An 18,309-nucleotide genomic window follows, 5' to 3' on the forward strand; every position below is an offset into this window, starting at 1 on the left:
TCGTGAGGTGTCAGGCGTCGATCAGGTCGTCGAGGCGAAAGCGAGCGATCCGGTAGATCTGGTCGAGGCTCGCGCGCAGCTCCTCGGTGCGCGAATGATTCACGCGCGACTCGAAGTTCGCGATGATGCCGTGCCGGTCGTAGCCGCGCACCGCGAGGATGAACGGGAAGCCAAACTTCTCGCGATACGTGCGGTTCAGTGTCAGCAGCTTGTCGAACTCTTCCTGCGTGCACTGGTCGAGACCCGCGCCGCTCTGCTCGCGCGTCGACTCGGCCGTCAGCTCGCCGCGCACGGCAGCCTTCCCGGCCAGTTCCGGGTGAGCGTTGATCAGTGCGAGCTGGCGCACTTCGCCGCTCGTCTCCACCGCGTGCGACATCGTCTCGTGCAGCGCGTCGATGCTCGCGAACGGTCGTCTGCCCGCAGCGGCCTCGGCCACCCACGGCGAATGTTCGAAGATCCCCGACAGCGCCGCGACGAATGCGCTCGGCGCCATCGTGTTCAGTTGCTCCAACGTGTAACGCATCGCCTTCATGCTTTCCCTTCGTTTCGATGATTGGGCTGATACGGATGATGTTCACGCCAATGACGCGCGATATCGACACGGCGCGTCACCCATACGCGATCGTGCTTCTCGATGTGATCGAGGAAACGCTGCAGCCCGCGGAAACGTCCCGGCCGGCCCAGCAGTCGGCAGTGCATGCCGATCGACAGCATCTTCGGCGCTTCGTCGCCCTCCGCGTACAGCACGTCGAACGCGTCGCGCAGGTAGTCGAAGAAGTGCTCGCCGGTGTTGAAGCCCTGCGGCGTCGCGAAGCGCATGTCGTTCGTATCGAGCGTGTACGGGACGATCAGCTGCGGCGACGTGCCGCCGCCGGACACCTCGACGTCCATCCAGAACGGCAGGTCGTCACCGTAGTTGTCGGAGTCGTACAGGAAGCCGCCGTATTCCGCGACCAGACGGTGCGTATTCGGGCTGTCGCGGCCGGTATACCAGCCGAGCGGACGCTCGCCCGTCACGCGTTCGATCGCTTCCATCCCGAGGCGCATGTGCTCGGCCTCGAGCTCGGGCGTCATGCTCTGGTAGTGGATCCAGCGCCAGCCGTGGCACGCGATCTCGTGGCCGAGCTCGACGAATGCGCGCGCGAGCTCCGGATGACGCTCGATCGCCATGCCCACGCCGAACACCGTCAGCGGCAGCCCGCGCTTCTCGAATTCGCGCAGGATGCGCCACACGCCGGCACGCGAACCGTATTCGTAGATCGATTCCATGCTCATGTGGCGGTCCGGATAGGCGGCCGCGCCGACGATCTCGGACAGGAACTGCTCGGAGCCCGGATCGCCGTGCAGTACGCAGTTCTCGCCGCCCTCCTCGTAGTTCAGCACGAATTGCACGGCGACGCGGGCACGCCCGGGCCAGTTCGCCTGCACGGGATGGCGGCCGTAGCCGATCAGGTCGCGAGGATAATTGGGATCGAGTGACATGGGTTCGAGGTGCGGCGAAAGCTTGCTGAAGTAATGGGTTCGCATCGACCCGCGCGGTTGCCCGAGGCCGGCCGCACGGGCCGATGCGATGACGGCCCAGTGTAGCGAAAACGTTCATACGCGCCCATACAGCGGCGCAGATAGTGCATGTCAGACGGCGTGTATGTGCGATTGCGGCAAATTCGGGACCGGTTCCTCGTCGGCGCTCCCGCTTCGCGCGGCGCCGACGGCCGGCACGGTCGTGGACGCGTCCTCCGGCGGGCTGAAACGCGCGAATTCGCCGTCGTAGCGCTTCGGCAGCGGCCGCGCATAGTCGCCGCGCTTCGCGGTCGCGAGGCGCAGCGCGACGAGCGCCTCGGCCCACTTGACGGCCGCCGTGACGCCTTCCACCACCGGCGCGCCGATCTGCTGCTCGATCTCGTGCGCGAATTCGGCCATCCCGGCGCAGCCGAGCACGATCGCGTCGGCGCCGTCCTCGTCGAGCGCGCGCCGGCATTCGTCGACGATGATCAGTCGCGCGGCCGATCCTGGGCGGTCGAGCTCGAGCACAGCGACGTCGGTCGCCCGCACGTTGCGGCAGAACCGCTTCATCCCGTAGCGCTCGGCGAGATGCCACGCCATCCCGCAGGTGCGCGCGAGGGTCGTGACGACCGAGAAGCCCGGCGCGAGCACGCTCGCCGCATGCATTGCCGCCTCGGCGATCCCGATCACCGGCCCGCGCGCGAGTTCGCGCGCCGCATAAAGGCCCGGGTCGCCGAAACATGCGATCACGTACGCGTCGCAGCCGTCGCGCTCGCCCTGCGCGATCTCGGCCAGAAGCCCGGGCGTCGCGAGCGCCTCGTCGTAATAGCCTTCGATCGACGGCGGCCCCATCGGCGGGCTCACCGCGACGATCTCGGTGCCCGCCGCCGCGACTTCGCGCGCGCAGCGGCCCATCGCATCGGTCATCCGCTGCGTCGTGTTCGGATTGATCAGCTTGATCTTCATCGCGCGCTCCTTATGCCTTCGTGTTCACGAGCAGCCGGTAGAACACGAAGCCGAGCCCCGCGCCGATGAACCACGAGAAGTTCGCGGCGGCCTGCCAGCCCGGCACCATCACGCAGATGACGGCAATCACCGCGGCCGGCAGCAGCGCGGCGAGCGCGCGGCGGTTCACGCCGCCCGTGTACCAGTAGGTGCCGCGCTCGGACATCGTGTACAGGTCGTCGCGCACGAGGCGGCCGCGCTTGACGAGGTAGAAGTCGGCGATCAGCACGCCGTACAGCGGGCCGATGAACGCGCCGAGCACGTCGAGCGTGTAGTGGATCACGGCCGGGTTGTTGAACAGGTTCCACGGCGTGATGAAGATCGACGCGACTGCCGCGAGCATGCCGCCCGCGCGCCAGCTGATCAGCCGCGGCGCGACATTCGAGAAGTCGAACGCGGGCGATACGAAGTTCGCGACGATGTTGATGCCGATCGTCGCGATCGTGAACGTCAGCGCGCCGAGGATCACGGCGGTCGGATGATCGATGCGGCCGACCGTCTCGACGGGATCGGTGATGAGCTCGCCGAACACCGGAAGCGTCGCGGCGGTGGTGATCACCGTGACGAGCGAGAACGCGAGGAAGTTGACCGGCAGCCCCCAGAAGTTGCCGCGCTTCACGTCGCCGAACGAGCGGCAGTAGCGCGAGAAGTCGCCGAAATTGAGCATCGGCCCGGAGAAGTACGACACGACCAGCGACACGGCCGTGATCATTACCGGAATCACCTCCGCGCCGTGATACTTGACGCCGCCGAGGTTGATGCCGATGTTGCGCCAGCCCGCACGCCACACCATGTAGCCGGCCAGGATGAACATCACGACGTAGACGGCCGGGCCCGCGAAGTCGATGAATTTCTTGATCGTCTCCATCCCGTTCCAGAACACGAGCGCCTGCAGCACCCACAGCAGCATGAAGCCGGCCCAACCGACCGCCGACAGCCCGAGAAAGCCGTAGTGGTGAACATCCGCGTACGGCAGCCATTGCGGAAAGAACTTCAGCACGACGATCACGAGCGCGCTGGACGCGAGATAGGTCTGGATGCCATACCACGCGATCGCGATCAGCCCGCGGATCACGGCCGGCACGTTCGCGCCGAGCACGCCGAACGTCGCGCGGCACGCAACCGGATACGGCACGCCGATCTGCTGGCTCGGCCGCGCGATCAGGTTGCACAGCCGGTTCACGATCGTGATGCCGACGATCAGCGCGATCAGCACCTGCCAGCTCGTCAGCCCGAGTGCGAACAGGCTGCCCGCGAACACGTAGCCGCCGACGCTGTGCACGTCCGACATCCAGAATGCGAAGATGTTGTAGGCGCCCCACGTCTGATTCTTAAGGGGTGCCAAATCTTCGTTGTACAAACGTTGACTGTAACCGTCCGGCAACGCGGGGCCGCCGCCCTCGCCGCCTTCTCCCGCCGGATACGCGCTGTCGTGCGCCACACTGAACTGAGCCATGACTTCTCCTTGACGCGGCCATAGAGCCGCTCCACCGTCATCGATATCGCTCCGGATCATCGCCCGGAGTCGGACTGGCGACCGGCGGCGCGAACCGCCGGCCTGCATTGCTCTTGTCGTGTGGCGCGCGGCCGGATTCGCGTCGCCGCTCAGGCGCCGCCGAACACTTCGCGCAAATCGACCTGCCCTTGCGCGGGCCGGTCCAGCATCTTCAGTTCGACATGCTGCAGGTGGTGCGCCATCAGCGTCACCGCCCGCTTCGAATCGCCCGCTTCCAGCGCGGCCAGGATCTCGTCATGGTCGTCGCACGAGCACGGGCTGCGTCCGTGCGATTCATACAGCGCCGACATCAACGTCGAGCGGGCAACGAGCCCGTCGAGGCACTCGCAGAGCGTCGCGTTTCCCGTCAGCGCCGCGAGCGCCGTGTGGAATTCGCCCGACAGGCGGATCCACGCCGCGAAGTCGTGCCGCTCGAACGCCTTGCGTTCCTTGTCGATCAGCGTGGCAACGCCCTTCAGCCGCTTCGCGCCCGGCCCCGTCGCGAGCCGCTCGACGACGGCCAGCTCGATGATCCGTCGCATCTCGAATACCTCGTGCACGTCCTGCAGCGTCGGACTCGCGACGAACGCGCCGCGGTTCGGCTCGAGATCGACCAGCTTGTCGGCCGCGAGCTGCGAGAGCGCCTGCCGGATCGTCCCGCGCTTCACGCCGAACACGTCGCAGAGCTGCGCCTCCGTCAGCTTCGCGCCGGGCGCGAGCCGATGCTCGAGGATCGCCGTGCGGATCCGCTCGGCGATCGCTTCGGGACCGGCAGCGCCGGACGGATGGGTATCGAAGTCGTTCATGTTCTGCATCGCGTGATGATCCTCATCCTAGGACGGACATAAAGATTGTCAACAATTCTTTTCGCGGAATGCGCACAATCCGCGTGCGACTCCCTGCGCAAGCGCGGTGCACGGCGCCCGAAATCCAGGCATGACAAGCCTCTCCGGCTTGTCCATGGCGGCTCACGGTGTATACCCTTCCGGTCATTTTGTTGACAAAACTGGTGCACGCCACGATACCAAATCGAGTGATGCCAACGAAAATTATTGACCGTTAGTTGCACACTTACTTAAAGAAAAAGGCGGGAAAACCCGCCTTCCGATCGTACCTGCACGGGTCAGCCGAGATGCGGATAGTCCGACAGCGTGAGCCGGAAACCGTGCGCATTCGCGACGAGCTGCGCCTGCGCGCCGAACGGCAGTGTCAGCAGGTCGGGCACGTGACCGAACTGCAGCCCCGTGATGACCGGAATGCCGACCACCGAGCGCACCTGGTCGATCATCGCCTGCATGTCGTAGCCGTTGTCGTACTCGAACGGCCGCGCGCCCGTGAACTGGCCGAGCACGAGCGCCTGCTGGCGCGCGATCACGCCCGACAGGTGCAACTGGTAGATCATCCGTTCGATCCGGAACGGCTGCTCGTTGACGTCCTCGACGAACAGGATGCCGCCCTCGATGTCGGGCATGTACGGCGTGCCGACGAGCGACGTGAGGATCGCCAGGTTGCCGCCCCACAGCGTGCCCGTCACGTTCACGGTCTGCACCTGCGGCGCCTCGGCGATGATCGTCGTGCTCGGCTGCGACAGCGTCCGCCAGAAGTGCTGCATCGTGAAGTCGCTCGGCGTTTCCGCGCCGAAGTCGGCCGACAGCATCGGCCCGCCGAAAGTCTTGATGCGCGCCTTCGCGTACAGCGCGAGCTGGATCGCGGTGAAGTCGCTGTGGCCGACGAGCGCGATCGGCTGGTCGCGCAGGCGTCGCTCGAGCCCGCGATAGTCGAGCCCGTGCAGGATGCGCGCGGCGCCGTAGCCGCCGCGTACCGCGAGTGCGATGTCCGGCAGCGCGCGCTCCGGATCCGCGAGGCGGTTCAGATCGCCGGCGCGCTCGCCGTCGGTGCCGCCGAATCGCTGGAAGCGGCGCTGTGTCGCCTCGATGTTGTCGATGCGATGTTGCGCGCCGCTCAGGCGTTCGAGCGCGCGGTTGATCGCGTCGGGGTCGTGCGGATAGCCGGACGGCGCCAGCAGGCGGATGGTGTAGGACGCAGCGGGCTGGATGGACATGGCGAAAGTTTCGGGATCGTCAAACCTGCTTAGAGGGTCCGAACCGTCTCCGGTTCACGGAACGGTGCCGCCCGCCCCGCTTTGGCGACGGTCGCGGCGGAGATTACGGTGCGCCGGATTCGGTGTCGCGGGCGAGTCGCGCTTCACGCAGCGCGCGACGGCGCTCCGCGAAGAACGACTTCAGCGCGGCGCCGCACTCGTCGGCGAGCACGCCGCCCGTCACGTCGGTATGGTGGTTGAGCTGCGGATTCGCGAACGCGTCGATCACGCTGCCGCACGCGCCCGTTTTCGGATCGGCGGCGCCGTAGACGACTCGCGCGATGCGCGCATGCATGATCGCGCCCGCGCACATCAGGCACGGCTCGAGCGTCACGTACAGCTCGCAGCCGGGCATCCGGTAATTCTGCAGATGCTGCGCGGCCATGCGCAGCGCGGCCATTTCCGCGTGGGCCGACGGGTCGTGCCCGCCGATCGGATGGTTGAAGCCGCGCGCAATCACTTCGTCGCCGCGCACGAGCACCGCGCCGACCGGCACTTCGCCGGCCGCGCGCGCCTCTTCGGCCGCGGCCTGCGCGAGCCGCATGAAATGCAGGTCGCGGGCGGACACGGGCGCGGCTTCGGGAACGGGAGAATCGCAATCAGCAGCCGATTCGGCTGCCGCGTCGTGCAGCGCGTCGGCGCTCACATCGGCCCCGCTTCGGCGGGCGCGTCGTCGAGCGCGCGCTCGCACAGACGTTCCGCAATGCGTCGGCAATAATCGCGCGGCATCACCATCGGGCCGCCGCGCAGCGATTCGAGCGCCATGTCGAGGGCGAGCATCTTCGCCTGCAGCCGACAGCGCGCGGCACGATCACTGACCGCCTGCAGTTCGTCCTGCAGGTTGCGCAGCGCGCGCAGTTGCTCGACGGCCGGCGGCACGAAGCCCGCATTCTTCAGGATACGGTTGGCCACCCGCACCTCCTCGGGTACGAGCAGGTCGTCATCCAGCGCCTGCGGCGCGCCGGTACCCGGCAAATCGTCGAACTCGCCCCGCGCGGCAGCAGCGGCAATGCGTTGTTCGACCAGTGCATCAAGCAATCTCATCAGTCAATCGGAACAAATGCGGCAGCCGAATTCTAGCAGGGTGACGTGCGTATGACAGGCCCTTCGAAGGTATGCTCGATATTGTATTTTTAGGGGCCGAATCGACGCGCATGCGCGCCGATCAGCACGACTTGCCGCTGTGCTGCGCCGCAGCAGGCTCCGCGCGGTTTTGGCGTCGTTCGCGCGGATGACGTCCGGCCCTGCTTTTATTTTCGTCCGCGTGGACCGGCGTTCGCCGTCCCGCCGAAATCGCCGCTTCACGACCGCCGGCTCATGCGGCGACCGCTTGCGACCGAGCCTTCGGAAACGGCCGGAATATCATCGCGACGAGAAACGCGCCTATGCCGATCGCGAACGATCCAAGGTACAGCCAGCCGTAACTGCCCAGCGCGTCGACGATCAAGCCGCCCGCGACCGGCCCGGCCGCCATCCCGAGACTGCCGGCCATCGCGCAGCCGCCGATCACGGTGCCCATCATCCGCAGCGGGAAGTTTTCGCGCGCGAGCACCGCATAGAGCGGCATCACGCCCGCATAGATGAAGCCGAACAGCGTCGCGACCGCGTAGAACCCGTCGAGCGTGCGCACGAAGTAGTAGCCGAGCGCACCGAGCGCCTGCGCGAGCAGCCCCGCCACCAGCATGCGCTTCGCGCCAAGGCGGTCGCCCAGCAGCCCGAACGCGATGCGGCCGCCCATGCCGGCGAGCCCTTCGACGCTGTAGATCGACACCGCGACGATCAACGGAATCCCGCACGTCACCGCATAGCTGACCGTATGGAAGATCGGCCCGGAATGCGTCGCGCAGCAGAAGAAGTTGGTCAACAGCAGCACGATGAACTGCGGCGAACGCAGCGCGCCGCCGACCGACAGCGGCGCGGGCCCGCCGGCCGGCGCCGGCTCGGCGTGCGGCCCGTCGAGCGCGGGAGCGCGGCGCACGAGCAGCGATGCCGGAATCATGACGGCGGCCGCGAGCGCGGCGATCAACAGCATCGACGTGCGCCAGCCGTGACTCGACACGAGCCACGCCGCGAGCGGTGACATCGTCATCGGCGCCATGCCCATGCCGGCCGACACCAGCGACACCGCGAGGCTGCGGTGCGTGTCGAACCAGCCCGTCACGCAGGCCATCATCGGCGCGAACACCGCGGCCGTCGCACTGCCGACGGCCAGTCCGAAAATCAGCTGGAACGTGAGCAGCGACGGCGCGCGGCTCGCAAGCGCCAGGCTCGCCGACAGCAGAATGGCGCCTATCACGACCACCGCGCGCGTGCCGATCCGGTCCGACAGGCTGCCCCAGCCGATGCTCGCGAAGGCCATCGCGATGAAGCCGAGCGTCATCGCGGCGGAAGTGCCGGTCATCGACCAGCCGGTGTCGCGTACGATGGCCCGCAGGAACACCGGCAGCGAAAACATCGCGCCGATCGCGATGCAGCCCATCAGGCCGCCCGCGGCGACGATCACCCAGCGATAGCGGGAATCTGGCATCTGGCACCTCCTTTCTCTCTGTCGGTCAGGCATTGATGAGCGAGCCGGCTGCGAACGCCGTCGCAAATCCGGTCGGTACCGATACGACGGACGACATACGGGGAAATCGACATGCGCGGCACATGCGAGCGCGAATGTCCGATTGTCGGCCAATTCGGGCGGCTGACAAGGGGGCAGATCCGGACGCCCTTCGGCCCGCCCCTGCTTTCCCGGAATCGGAAAGTTGAAATCAGAAATAGTTGGTTCGGGCATCCGAGCGCGCTCACTACACTCGAGTCCTCTTGTCATGACAAGTTGACCAATGACCCCACTCAACGTCGTGCCGCTGTCGGCGACCCCGCTCTATGTGCAGATCAAGGACACACTGCGCGCACGCATCCTCGACGGTACATATGCGCCGCACAGCCGGATGCCGTCCGAGCACGAACTCTGCGCGATGTTCGACGTGAGCCGCATCACGGTGCGCCAGGCGCTCGGCGACCTGCAAAAGGAAGGCCTGTTGTTCAGGCTGCACGGCAAGGGCACGTTCGTGTCGAAGCCGAAGGCGTTCCAGAACGTGACATCGCTGCAGGGCTTCGCCGAGGCGATGTCGTCGATGGGCTACGAGATCGTCAACCAGTTGCGCAGCTTTCGCATCGTGAAGGCCGACCGCCATCTCGCGACGAAGCTGAACGTGCAGGAAGGCGCGCCGCTCGTCGAGATCCATCGCGTGCGGCTGCTGAACCGCGAGCCGGTGTCGCTCGAGCAGACGTGGGTGCCCGAGGCGCTCGGCAAGCGGCTCGCGGGCGCCGATCTCGTCACCCGTGACATCTTCCTGATTCTCGAAAACGACTGCGGCGTGCCGCTCGGCCACGCCGACATGTCGATCGACGCGATCCTTGCCGACGATGAAATCGTCGACGCGCTGCGCGTCGAGGAGAGCAGCCCCGTGCTGCGGATCGAGCGCCTGACGCACGACGCGTCCGGTGCGCCAATCGACTACGAACACCTGTACTTCCGCGGCGACGCCTTCCAGTACCGGCTGCGCATCGATCGGCAGAAGATGCACCAACCATTGAGGAATCCACAATGAACACCCATGTACTCGAATACGACATCGTCGTGGTCGGCGGCGGCACGGCCGGGCCGATGGCGGCGATCAAGGCGAAGGAGCGCGATCCGTCGCTGCGCGTGCTGCTGCTGGAGAAGGCCAACGTGAAACGCAGCGGCGCGATCTCGATGGGCATGGACGGCCTGAACAACGCGGTGATTCCCGGCCACGCGACGCCCGAGCAGTACACGCGCGAGATCACGATCGCCAACGACGGGATCGTCGATCAGGAAGCCGTGTACGCGTATGCGGCACACAGCTTCGCGACGATCGAGCAGCTCGACCGCTGGGGCGTGAAGTTCGAAAAGGACGGCACCGGCGACTACGCGGTGAAGAAGGTTCACCACATGGGTTCGTACGTGCTGCCGATGCCGGAAGGACACGACATCAAGAAGGTGCTGTACCGGCAGTTGAAACGCGCGCGCATCGCGATCACGAACCGGATCGTCGCCACGCGCGTGCTGACCGACGCACACGGCCGCGCGAGCGGCGTGCTCGGCTTCGACTGCCGCACGGCCGATTTTCACGTGATCCGCGCGAAGGCCGTGATCCTGTGCTGCGGCGCGGCCGGCCGTCTCGGGCTGCCGGCGTCCGGCTACCTGATGGGCACGTACGAGAACCCGACCAATGCCGGCGACGGGTATGCGATGGCGTACCACGCGGGCGCCGCGCTCGCCAACCTCGAATGCTTCCAGATCAATCCGCTGATCAAGGACTACAACGGCCCGGCCTGCGCGTACGTGACGGGCCCGCTCGGCGGCTTCACCGCGAACGGCAAGGGCGAGCGCTTCATCGAGTGCGACTACTGGAGCGGCCAGATGATGTGGGAGTTCCATCAGGAACTGCAAAGCGGCAACGGCCCGGTGTTCCTGAAGCTCGACCATCTCGCGGAAGAAACGATCCAGACGATCGAGCAGATTCTGCACACGAACGAGCGGCCGAGCCGCGGCCGCTTCCATGCGGGCCGAGGCACCGACTATCGGCACCAGATGGTCGAGATGCACATCTCCGAGATCGGCTTGTGCAGCGGCCACAGTGCGTCCGGCGTGTACGTGAATGCCCGTGCGGAAACGACGGTGCCGGGGCTCTACGCAGCCGGCGACATGGCGGCCGTCCCGCACAACTACATGCTCGGCGCGTTTACCTACGGCTGGTTCGCCGGGCAGAACGCAGCCGACTACGTGGCCGGCCGCGATCACGCGCCTGTGGACGACGAACAGGTCGCGGCCGAACGCACCCGCGTGCTCGCGCCGCTCACGCGCGAACGCGGTCTCGCGCCGGCGCAGGTCGAATACAAGCTGCGTCGCATGGTGAACGATTACCTGCAACCGCCGAAGGTCACGCGCAAGATGGAAATCGGCCTCCGGCGTTTTGACGGAATCATTGAGGATATCGAAGAACTTAAGGCGAACAACCCGCACGAGCTAATGCGAGCGGCGGAGGTGTGCGCGATTCGCGACTGCGCCGAAATGGCCGCGCGTGCGTCGCTGTTCCGTACCGAGAGCCGCTGGGGGCTGTATCACCACCGCGTCGATTTTCCGCATCGCAACGACGCCGAATGGTTCTGCCATACCTGGCTGCGCAAAGATGCCGACGGCACGATGCGCAGCGAGAAACGACCGGTCGAGCCTTACGTCGTGCCGCTCGCCGACGACGAACGCAGCGCCTACGCGCACCTGCGCATCCGCGAACCGGCCGCCGTCGCGGCCACCCTCTGACTCCGAGGAGCCTTACCGTGCCCCATACCCCGCACGACATCTTCCTGCGCAGCAGCGCGCCCGTGACGATCGACGAGGATCGGTGCATTGCCGACAAGGGCTGCACCGTCTGCGTCGACGTGTGCCCGCTCGACCTGCTCGCGATCGACGTGACCAAAGGCAAGGCCTACATGCAGTTCGATGAATGCTGGTACTGCATGCCGTGCGAACGCGACTGCCCGACCGGCGCGGTCAAGGTCGACATCCCGTACCTGTTGCGCTGAACGGCGTGTCGCTTCCCGATTTCCGGACTCACGACACATGAAGCGCGCGGCGACGAATGCTCCGCCGGTTTGCCGCGTCGTTCGCGCCGGCAGCAGCCTGCCTCGCGCGCGCGTCGCCGGCATTCGCGTGTCGCTCGCGCGGCCGCGTACCGACGACGGCATCGCCGGGCCCGCGTTCGTCGACATCGAGTGCCGCTGCGTCGCGCGCCTGCGCGATGCGCGCCTGATCGCACGTCACCTTTCTGCTGCGAGTTTTTGCCCATGACCGCTTCTTCCCCTGCCTTCCCACGGCCCGGCGCGCACGATCCCGGCCACGCTTCGCTCATTGCGCGTGCGGCCGCATCTGATGCATCGGTGCGCCGCATTGCGCTGCTCGAGCTCGACGATCTCGAGGATCCCGGTCTCGTGCCGATCTTCGTCACGGCACTGCGCGCCGATCCGTCCGCCGATGTGCGCCGCGAAGCCGCACGCGTGCTGGCCGCGTGGGAACAGCCCGACGTCGTCGATGCGCTGTGCCACGCACTGCTCGACGCCGACGACGATGTGCGTGCCACCGCTGCGCAAAGTCTGTCCGAATTGAAGGATGTCACGTCCGGCGCCGTGCTGTGCCGCTGGGCCGAACGCGCCGAGCCATTCGTGTGCGGCGCAGCGCTGCGCGGCTTGCGCGAATTGCGCGACCCTCAGGCATTCGCACCGGCGCTGCGCGCGCTCGACGCGCCGACGCCGGCCGTGCGCGCCGAGGCCGTCGCCGTACTCGGCTGGCTGAAGGACGTGCGCGCGCTGGCGCCGCTCGCACGCGTCGCGACGAACGATACTCACGCGAACGTACGACGCCTCGCGGCAGGTGCGATCGGATTCGCGGCGCCAAACGAAGCGGCCGTCGTAACCGCGTTGCTCACGGCATTGCGCGACGCCGAATGGCAGGTGCGCGAGGAAGCGGCCGCGACGCTCGGCAAGCTGCGCGTCGCGACCGCACGCACACCGCTCGTCGCCGCACTCGAAGACGACTACTGGCAGGTGCGCTTGCGCGCGGTGCGTGCGCTCGGGCAGTTGCGCGACGCCGCCGCAGCCCCGGCCGTCGCCGCACTGCTGTCGCATGCGATCGGCAACCTTCGGAAGGAAGCGGCGCTCGCGCTCGGCGAATTGCGCGACCCCGCGACGCTGCCCGCGCTGCATGATGCGCTGAACGATCGCGATCCCGAAGTACGCAAGGCCGTGCGGATCGCCGTTGCGCAGATCGGAGCAGACGCTCGATGATTGCGCCGACCGAAATCCTCCTCGACCATGCGGCGCAGGCATTGACGCTGCGCTGGCCGGACGGCGACATGCAACGAATCGGCTATGTGCGATTGCGCAGCGATCGCCCGTGCGCCGCGTGCCGGAAGATCCGGATCGATGGCGGCCGGGTCGCCGCGCTGCCGGGCGTGAAGCTGGACGGCGTGGAAGCTGCCGGTTACGGCATCCGCCTGCTGTTCGGCGATGGTCACGCACGCGGGATCTACCCGTGGCCGTATCTGGCGCAACTCGGGTGCGACGACGCCGATGCCCGCGCCGCGTCGCACGACGTGCCGGCATCCCGCCAGCCCGCAAACTGACCGGCGACGCCTGACCGCTGCGCGCCCTGCCCGCCGTGCTCGGCGTCGTGCTGCGCGGCCACGACGTGTGGCTCGTGCGCCGCGCGAATCCGACCGACGCCAACTACCGGGATTTCCTGGCGGCGAGATCGAACCGGGCAAGACTAACGTGTATGCATCGGACATCGCGCCATCGCGTCGCTCAGGTGGCTGAAGAACCTGTCGCCCCTGTTGCACCGATCACGGAAGACCGGCGCGGAAATCGGGGGCGGGTGCGAAGATCAAGCGGCGGGACTGCGCGCCGTCAGTGGCCAGTGCCCGATTACGTCGTAGTGCGTCCTGCCGAGCCAACTGTGGATCAACACGAAGTCGAACACGGTCCAGGAGATCGGTTCGATCGTGTACCGACCGAGCCGGCGTTCACCGTACAGCAACGTCACATGGGGCGTGAAACGAGTGCTCGAAACACGCAAACCTGCTTCTCCGAGGGCGACGCGCAGCCGTTGTTGAAATGCGATCAACGCGTGCAGTCCTGCGCTGCCCGTGAGTACCAGCGGGCAATGGCCCGGTCGGCCGTTGAAGCTGACGACCTCATCGAAGGTCACGCGAAGCGGCGGCGCATCGATACGGCCGGCCGCGGCGCACGCGCGTGCGAGGGTGGCGCCTGGCACGTAAGCAAAGTCGCCCAGCGGATACAGCGTGACATGCAGCCGTTCCGCACGCAGCACCGCGCTTTTCGGTGGCTTCCCGCCATGCAGTTGCCGGGCGATTCCGGCAAGGCGCGTGGCCGTTTCCGCGTCCGGCATCGTCGCGAAGAAAAAGCGGTGCTCGGCAGTCGGCGGACGCGAGTCGAAGCCGGGGAGTGTCAGCTGAATCACGGCAAAATGGTGAAGGCGCCGAGGGACGAGCGTCCATTATCATTAATCTGACAAATCTTCGCAGGACACAAAAAACGCCCGGCAGGTTTCCCTGCCGGGCGTTCGCATCATCCGATGTGTCGATCGGCTAGCGAGGGATGCCTCGCCGCCTCATCATTCCCACTCGATCGTCGCCGGCGGCTTGCCCGAGATGTCGTACACCACGCGGTTGATCCCGCGCACCTCGTTGATGATCCGGTTCGACGCACGGCCGAGCAGCGCGTACGGCAGGTGCGCCCAGTGCGCGGTCATGAAGTCGGTCGTCTGCACAGCGCGCAGCGACGTCACGTAGTCGTACGTGCGGCCGTCGCCCATCACGCCGACCGACTTCACCGGCAGGAACACCGCGAACGCCTGGCTCGTCAGGTCGTACCAGGTCTTGCCGACGTCGGCGTCGCCGCACAGGCCCGCTGCCGCGTCCTGCGCGGTGGCGGTCGTGCCGCGCAGTTCCTCGATGAAGATCGCATCCGCGCGACGCAGCAAGTCCGCGTATTCGCGCTTCACTTCGCCGAGAATCCGCACGCCGAGGCCCGGGCCCGGGAACGGATGACGGTACACCATCTCCGGCGGCAGGCCGAGCGCGACGCCCAGTTCGCGCACTTCGTCCTTGAACAGGTCGCGCAGCGGCTCGAGCAGCTTCAGACCGAGCGTTTCCGGCAGGCCACCGACGTTGTGGTGGCTCTTGATCGTCGTCGCCTTCTTCGTCTTCGTGCCGCCCGACTCGACCACGTCCGGATAGATCGTGCCCTGTGCGAGCCACTTCGCCTTCGACAACTTCTTCGCCTCGGCCTGGAACACCTCGACGAACTCGCGGCCGATGATCTTGCGCTTCTGCTCCGGATCGGTCACGCCGGCCAGATGGCCGAGGAACTGCTCGGACGCATCGACGTGAACGACCTTCGCATGCAGGCGGCCCTCGAACATGTCGAGCACCATCTTGCCTTCGTTCAGGCGCAGCAGGCCGTGATCGACGAACACGCAGGTGAGCTGGTCGCCGATCGCGCGATGGATCAGCGCGGCCGCGACGCTCGAATCGACACCGCCCGACAGGCCGAGAATCACTTCCTCGTCACCCACCTGCTCGCGGATCTTCGCGACGGCTTCCTCGATGTGGTTCTTCATGATCCAGTCGGGCTTCGCGCCGGCGATCTGCAGCACGAAGCGTTCGATGATCTGGCGGCCCTTCAGCGTGTGCGTGACTTCCGGGTGGAACTGCACCGCGTAGTAGCCGCGCGCCTCGTCGGCCATGCCGGCGATCGGGCAGCTCGGCGTCGACGCCATCAGCGCGAAGCCCGGCGGCAGCTCGGCGACCTTGTCGCCGTGGCTCATCCAGACCTTCAGCATCCCGTAGCCTTCGGCCGTCTGGAAATCCTCGATGCCGTCGAGCAGGCGCGTATGGCCATGCGCGCGCATTTCCGCATAGCCGAATTCGCGATGGTCGCTCCACTCGACCTTGCCGCCGAGCTGCACGGCCATCGTCTGCATGCCGTAGCAGATGCCGAGCACGGGCACACCGAGATCCCACACGGCCTGCGGCGCGCGCAGCTGGTGGTCTTCGTACGTGCTCGCATGGCTGCCCGACAGGATCACAGCCTTCGGCGCGAACTCGCGGACGAATTCATCGGACACGTCGTTCGGATGGATTTCGCAGTAGACGTGCGCTTCACGCACGCGGCGCGCGATCAGTTGGGTGACTTGCGAACCGAAGTCGAGAATCAGGATTTTGTCGTGCATGGCTGCGGACAGGATGAAGAGAATAAGAAAAGCAGCGCATGAAGCGCTGCGTCAATAGCATGGACAACGGCGTCTGGCGGCAGGCGACTCGCGCGACGCACCGCCGGTCAATCCTGCGACGGCGGGCGGGCGTCGAACGCGACGCTGCCTGACAATCGGTCGGATGCGGCCGGCGTGGCTGCCGGCGGCGCCGCCGGACGGCTGACGACCGGTTCGACCCGCTGCTGCGCGGCGGAGGCCGGCGCCGGTGCGGCCGGACGCTGCGCGTCCCGGGCCTCGAGCGCCTGCGCCTTCTCGCGCCGCCGCACCGCCGACGCGAGGCGTACGCCGCCGACACCGAGCACGATCAGCGCGACACCGGCCATCGCCGACAGCACGCGGCCGGCAGCCGCGAGCGCGGGACCGTTGCCGGTGCCGAACGACCACACCACCGCCAATGCGCCGATCAGCCAGTTCACATGACCGACCGCACGCGCGACGGGCGCCGTGAGATCGCCGTTGACCGCTGCATGAAACGCGAGCCACGCGAGGCCGAGCAGCGCGATGCCGAACGCCTGACCGAGCATCGCCGGCTGGATGTTCGCCAGCTGCAGCGCGTTGAACAGCGCCTGCCAGGGCGTTAGCACGAACAGCACGCCGAACGCCAGCAGCAGCACCGCATCGACGATCAGCACGGCTCGCAGCAACGGTTTCATCGACGATCAGTCCACGTGGTAGTTCGGTGCTTCCTTCGTGATCTGCACGTCGTGCACGTGCGACTCGCGCATGCCCGCCGCGGTGATCTGGACGAATTCGGCCTTGTCGTGCAGCTCGTCGATCGTGCGGCAGCCGCAGTAGCCCATGCTCGCGCGCACGCCGCCGACCAGCTGGAACAGGATCGCGTTGACCGAACCCTTGTACGCGACGCGGCCTTCGATGCCTTCCGGCACGAGCTTGTCGATATTCGCCGAGTTGTCCTGGAAGTAGCGGTCTGCCGCGCCGTCCTTCATCGCGCCGACCGAACCCATGCCGCGGTACGACTTGTACTGGCGACCCTGATACAGGAACACGTCGCCCGGCGCCTCTTCGGTGCCCGCGAACATGCTGCCCATCATCACCGCGTTCGCGCCGGCCGCGAGGGCCTTCGACACGTCGCCCGAGAAGCGCACGCCGCCGTCGGCGATGCACGGCACGCCGGTACCCTTCAGCGCTTCCGCGACGTTCGCGATCGCGCTGATCTGCGGCACGCCGACGCCCGCAACGATCCGCGTCGTGCAGATCGAGCCCGGGCCGATGCCGACCTTGACCGCGTCCGCGCCGTATTCGACGAGCGCCTTCGCGGCGGCAGCCGTCGCGATGTTGCCGCCGATCACCTCGACGTGCGGGAAGTTCTGCTTGACCCAGCGCACGCGCTCGAGCACGCCCTTGCTATGGCCGTGCGCGGTATCGACGACGATCACGTCGACACCGGCCTGCACCAGCAGCTCGACGCGCTCTTCGTTGTCCGGGCCGACGCCGACCGCCGCGCCTGCGCGCAGCTTGCCGTGTTCGTCCTTGCACGCATCCGGGTGTTCGGTCTGCTTGGTGATGTCCTTGACGGTCATCAGGCCGCGCAGTTCGAACGCGTCGTTGACCACCAGCACGCGCTCGAGGCGGTGGCTGTGCATCAGCGCCTTCGCTTCGGCGAGCGGCGTGCCTTCCTTGACCGTGACGAGGCGCTCGCGCGGCGTCATGATCGACTTGACCGGTTCGTCGAGGCGCGATTCGAAACGCAGGTCGCGGTTCGTGACGATGCCGACGAGTTGCGGGCCTTCCACGACCGGGAAGCCCGAGATGCCATGCTGACGCGACAGCGCGATCACGTCGCGCACCTTCATCTGCGGCGGGACCGTGATCGGGTCGCGCACGACGCCCGATTCGAAACGCTTGACCTTCGCGACCTCGCGAGCCTGCTCGGCCGGCGTGAGGTTCTTGTGGACGATACCCACACCGCCCTGCTGCGCCATTGCGATCGCGAGGCGACCTTCGGTGACCGTGTCCATCGCGGCGGACACGAGCGGCATGTTCAGGGAGATGTTGCGGGTCAGCTTGGTCTTCAGGCTGGTGTCGCGCGGGAGAACGTCGGAGAAGGCGGGAACGAGGAGCACATCATCGAAAGTGAGTGCTTTTTGGATCAGACGCATGGCAAATCCTATGGGCGCAAAAGCGAATTATACGCGAAGCGCTGCGAATTTTCACAACACGAACAACAGGTTAGGCGTTTTCAAGCGTTCGGGGGCCGAATCGTTCGGATCGCCGTTCGGTTCGTTTTCGATCGCCTTTCGTTTCACCCCCGCATCGATCCATTCGCGCAGCCGGCCGGAATCGGGCCGATCGCACGTCGTGGCCGCACGATGCCGGGCC

18 protein-coding genes are annotated in these 18,309 nt (G+C 66.7%); 5 read left to right on the forward strand and 13 right to left on the reverse strand.

The window, feature by feature from the left end; translation table 11 throughout:
• Positions 1–10: 10 nt before the first annotated feature.
• The 9 genes from uraD to WI26_RS09400 all read right to left on the reverse strand — a co-directional run bounded on the left by uraD (position 11) and on the right by WI26_RS09400 (position 8,631).
• A complete protein-coding gene (gene uraD, locus WI26_RS09360; RefSeq protein ID WP_059464291.1) occupies positions 11–532 on the reverse strand; it encodes a 2-oxo-4-hydroxy-4-carboxy-5-ureidoimidazoline decarboxylase in 522 nt (173 codons plus the stop codon).
• A complete protein-coding gene (puuE, locus tag WI26_RS09365) occupies positions 529–1,482 on the reverse strand; it encodes an allantoinase PuuE (protein ID WP_059464290.1) in 954 nt (317 codons plus the stop codon). The genes uraD and puuE overlap by 4 nt, the downstream gene beginning before the upstream one ends.
• A 150-nt stretch (positions 1,483–1,632) precedes the next feature.
• Positions 1,633–2,469, reverse strand: coding sequence for an aspartate/glutamate racemase family protein (locus tag WI26_RS09370; RefSeq protein ID WP_069225807.1), 837 nt, complete (start codon positions 2,467–2,469; stop codon positions 1,633–1,635).
• Between the two features lie 10 nt (positions 2,470–2,479).
• Positions 2,480–3,964, reverse strand: coding sequence for an NCS1 family nucleobase:cation symporter-1 (locus WI26_RS09375; RefSeq protein ID WP_059464288.1), 1,485 nt, complete (start codon positions 3,962–3,964; stop codon positions 2,480–2,482).
• A gap of 149 nt (positions 3,965–4,113) precedes the next feature.
• Positions 4,114–4,818 carry a GntR family transcriptional regulator gene (locus WI26_RS09380; protein WP_059511094.1) on the reverse strand — a complete coding sequence of 235 codons (705 nt, stop codon included), beginning with the start codon at positions 4,816–4,818 and terminating at the stop codon, positions 4,114–4,116.
• A gap of 308 nt (positions 4,819–5,126) precedes the next feature.
• The gene (gene ldcA / locus WI26_RS09385) at positions 5,127–6,065 is read right to left on the reverse strand and encodes a muramoyltetrapeptide carboxypeptidase (RefSeq protein ID WP_069225808.1); all 939 of its coding nucleotides are present in this window, start codon (positions 6,063–6,065) and stop codon (positions 5,127–5,129) included.
• Between the two features lie 103 nt (positions 6,066–6,168).
• The gene (tadA, locus tag WI26_RS09390) at positions 6,169–6,750 is read right to left on the reverse strand and encodes a tRNA adenosine(34) deaminase TadA (RefSeq protein WP_069225809.1); all 582 of its coding nucleotides are present in this window, start codon (positions 6,748–6,750) and stop codon (positions 6,169–6,171) included.
• Positions 6,747–7,148 (reverse strand): DnaJ family domain-containing protein, encoded by a 402-nt coding sequence (locus WI26_RS09395; protein WP_060189914.1) that lies wholly within the window; start codon positions 7,146–7,148, stop codon positions 6,747–6,749. Before WI26_RS09395 ends, tadA begins: the two co-directional genes overlap by 4 nt.
• Positions 7,149–7,419: 271 nt before the next feature.
• Positions 7,420–8,631, reverse strand: coding sequence for an MFS transporter (locus tag WI26_RS09400; protein ID WP_069225810.1), 1,212 nt, complete (start codon positions 8,629–8,631; stop codon positions 7,420–7,422).
• A 301-nt stretch (positions 8,632–8,932) separates the two neighbouring features.
• On the opposite strand from WI26_RS09400, the gene WI26_RS09405 reads away from it, so the two are divergent.
• The 5 genes from WI26_RS09405 (at position 8,933) to WI26_RS09430 (ending at position 13,297) form a co-directional block, all read left to right on the forward strand.
• Positions 8,933–9,703 carry a GntR family transcriptional regulator gene (locus WI26_RS09405; RefSeq protein WP_069225811.1) on the forward strand — a complete coding sequence of 257 codons (771 nt, stop codon included), beginning with the start codon at positions 8,933–8,935 and terminating at the stop codon, positions 9,701–9,703.
• A complete protein-coding gene (locus WI26_RS09410) occupies positions 9,700–11,439 on the forward strand; it encodes a fumarate reductase/succinate dehydrogenase flavoprotein subunit (RefSeq protein WP_069225812.1) in 1,740 nt (579 codons plus the stop codon). Before WI26_RS09405 ends, WI26_RS09410 begins: the two co-directional genes overlap by 4 nt.
• 17 nt (positions 11,440–11,456) lie before the next feature.
• The gene (locus WI26_RS09415) at positions 11,457–11,702 is read left to right on the forward strand and encodes a 4Fe-4S dicluster domain-containing protein (protein ID WP_006755644.1); all 246 of its coding nucleotides are present in this window, start codon (positions 11,457–11,459) and stop codon (positions 11,700–11,702) included.
• 261 nt (positions 11,703–11,963) lie between these two features.
• On the forward strand, positions 11,964–12,959 hold the full coding sequence (locus tag WI26_RS09425) for a HEAT repeat domain-containing protein (protein WP_069225814.1): 996 nt from the start codon (positions 11,964–11,966) through the stop codon (positions 12,957–12,959).
• The gene (locus tag WI26_RS09430; RefSeq protein ID WP_069225815.1) at positions 12,956–13,297 is read left to right on the forward strand and encodes a gamma-butyrobetaine hydroxylase-like domain-containing protein; all 342 of its coding nucleotides are present in this window, start codon (positions 12,956–12,958) and stop codon (positions 13,295–13,297) included. The genes WI26_RS09425 and WI26_RS09430 overlap by 4 nt, the downstream gene beginning before the upstream one ends.
• A gap of 260 nt (positions 13,298–13,557) precedes the next feature.
• Here the strand turns inward: WI26_RS09430 and WI26_RS09435 are convergent, their stop codons facing one another.
• From WI26_RS09435 to guaB, 4 genes are all read right to left on the reverse strand, one after another.
• Positions 13,558–14,154, reverse strand: coding sequence for a 2'-5' RNA ligase family protein (locus tag WI26_RS09435; protein ID WP_069225816.1), 597 nt, complete (start codon positions 14,152–14,154; stop codon positions 13,558–13,560).
• A 153-nt stretch (positions 14,155–14,307) separates the two neighbouring features.
• Positions 14,308–15,927, reverse strand: coding sequence for a glutamine-hydrolyzing GMP synthase (gene guaA, locus WI26_RS09440; RefSeq protein ID WP_069225817.1), 1,620 nt, complete (start codon positions 15,925–15,927; stop codon positions 14,308–14,310).
• Between the two features lie 107 nt (positions 15,928–16,034).
• The gene (locus WI26_RS09445) at positions 16,035–16,622 is read right to left on the reverse strand and encodes a hypothetical protein (RefSeq protein WP_059464275.1); all 588 of its coding nucleotides are present in this window, start codon (positions 16,620–16,622) and stop codon (positions 16,035–16,037) included.
• Between the two features lie 6 nt (positions 16,623–16,628).
• A complete protein-coding gene (gene guaB, locus WI26_RS09450; RefSeq protein WP_059464274.1) occupies positions 16,629–18,089 on the reverse strand; it encodes an IMP dehydrogenase in 1,461 nt (486 codons plus the stop codon).
• Between the last annotated feature and the right edge of the window lie 220 nt (positions 18,090–18,309).

It is taken from the genome of Burkholderia diffusa (assembly GCF_001718315.1).
Lineage (GTDB): Bacteria > Pseudomonadota > Gammaproteobacteria > Burkholderiales > Burkholderiaceae > Burkholderia > Burkholderia diffusa_B.

Excerpts from the sequence above, each read along its gene's own strand:
- uraD (WP_059464291.1), bottom strand. The coding sequence starts at position 532 with ATGAAGGCGATGCGTTACACGTTGGAGCAACTGAACACGATGGCGCCG.
- puuE (WP_059464290.1), bottom strand. The coding sequence starts at position 1,482 with ATGTCACTCGATCCCAATTATCCTCGCGACCTGATCGGCTACGGCCGC.
- WI26_RS09370 (WP_069225807.1), bottom strand. The coding sequence starts at position 2,469 with ATGAAGATCAAGCTGATCAATCCGAACACGACGCAGCGGATGACCGAT.
- WI26_RS09375 (WP_059464288.1), bottom strand. The coding sequence starts at position 3,964 with ATGGCTCAGTTCAGTGTGGCGCACGACAGCGCGTATCCGGCGGGAGAA.
- WI26_RS09380 (WP_059511094.1), bottom strand. The coding sequence starts at position 4,818 with ATGCAGAACATGAACGACTTCGATACCCATCCGTCCGGCGCTGCCGGT.
- ldcA (WP_069225808.1), bottom strand. The coding sequence starts at position 6,065 with ATGTCCATCCAGCCCGCTGCGTCCTACACCATCCGCCTGCTGGCGCCG.
- WI26_RS09395 (WP_060189914.1), bottom strand. The coding sequence starts at position 7,148 with ATGAGATTGCTTGATGCACTGGTCGAACAACGCATTGCCGCTGCTGCC.
- WI26_RS09400 (WP_069225810.1), bottom strand. The coding sequence starts at position 8,631 with ATGCCAGATTCCCGCTATCGCTGGGTGATCGTCGCCGCGGGCGGCCTG.
- WI26_RS09405 (WP_069225811.1), top strand. The coding sequence starts at position 8,933 with ATGACCCCACTCAACGTCGTGCCGCTGTCGGCGACCCCGCTCTATGTG.
- WI26_RS09410 (WP_069225812.1), top strand. The coding sequence starts at position 9,700 with ATGAACACCCATGTACTCGAATACGACATCGTCGTGGTCGGCGGCGGC.
- WI26_RS09425 (WP_069225814.1), top strand. The coding sequence starts at position 11,964 with ATGACCGCTTCTTCCCCTGCCTTCCCACGGCCCGGCGCGCACGATCCC.
- WI26_RS09430 (WP_069225815.1), top strand. The coding sequence starts at position 12,956 with ATGATTGCGCCGACCGAAATCCTCCTCGACCATGCGGCGCAGGCATTG.
- guaA (WP_069225817.1), bottom strand. The coding sequence starts at position 15,927 with ATGCACGACAAAATCCTGATTCTCGACTTCGGTTCGCAAGTCACCCAA.
- WI26_RS09445 (WP_059464275.1), bottom strand. The coding sequence starts at position 16,622 with ATGAAACCGTTGCTGCGAGCCGTGCTGATCGTCGATGCGGTGCTGCTG.
- guaB (WP_059464274.1), bottom strand. The coding sequence starts at position 18,089 with ATGCGTCTGATCCAAAAAGCACTCACTTTCGATGATGTGCTCCTCGTT.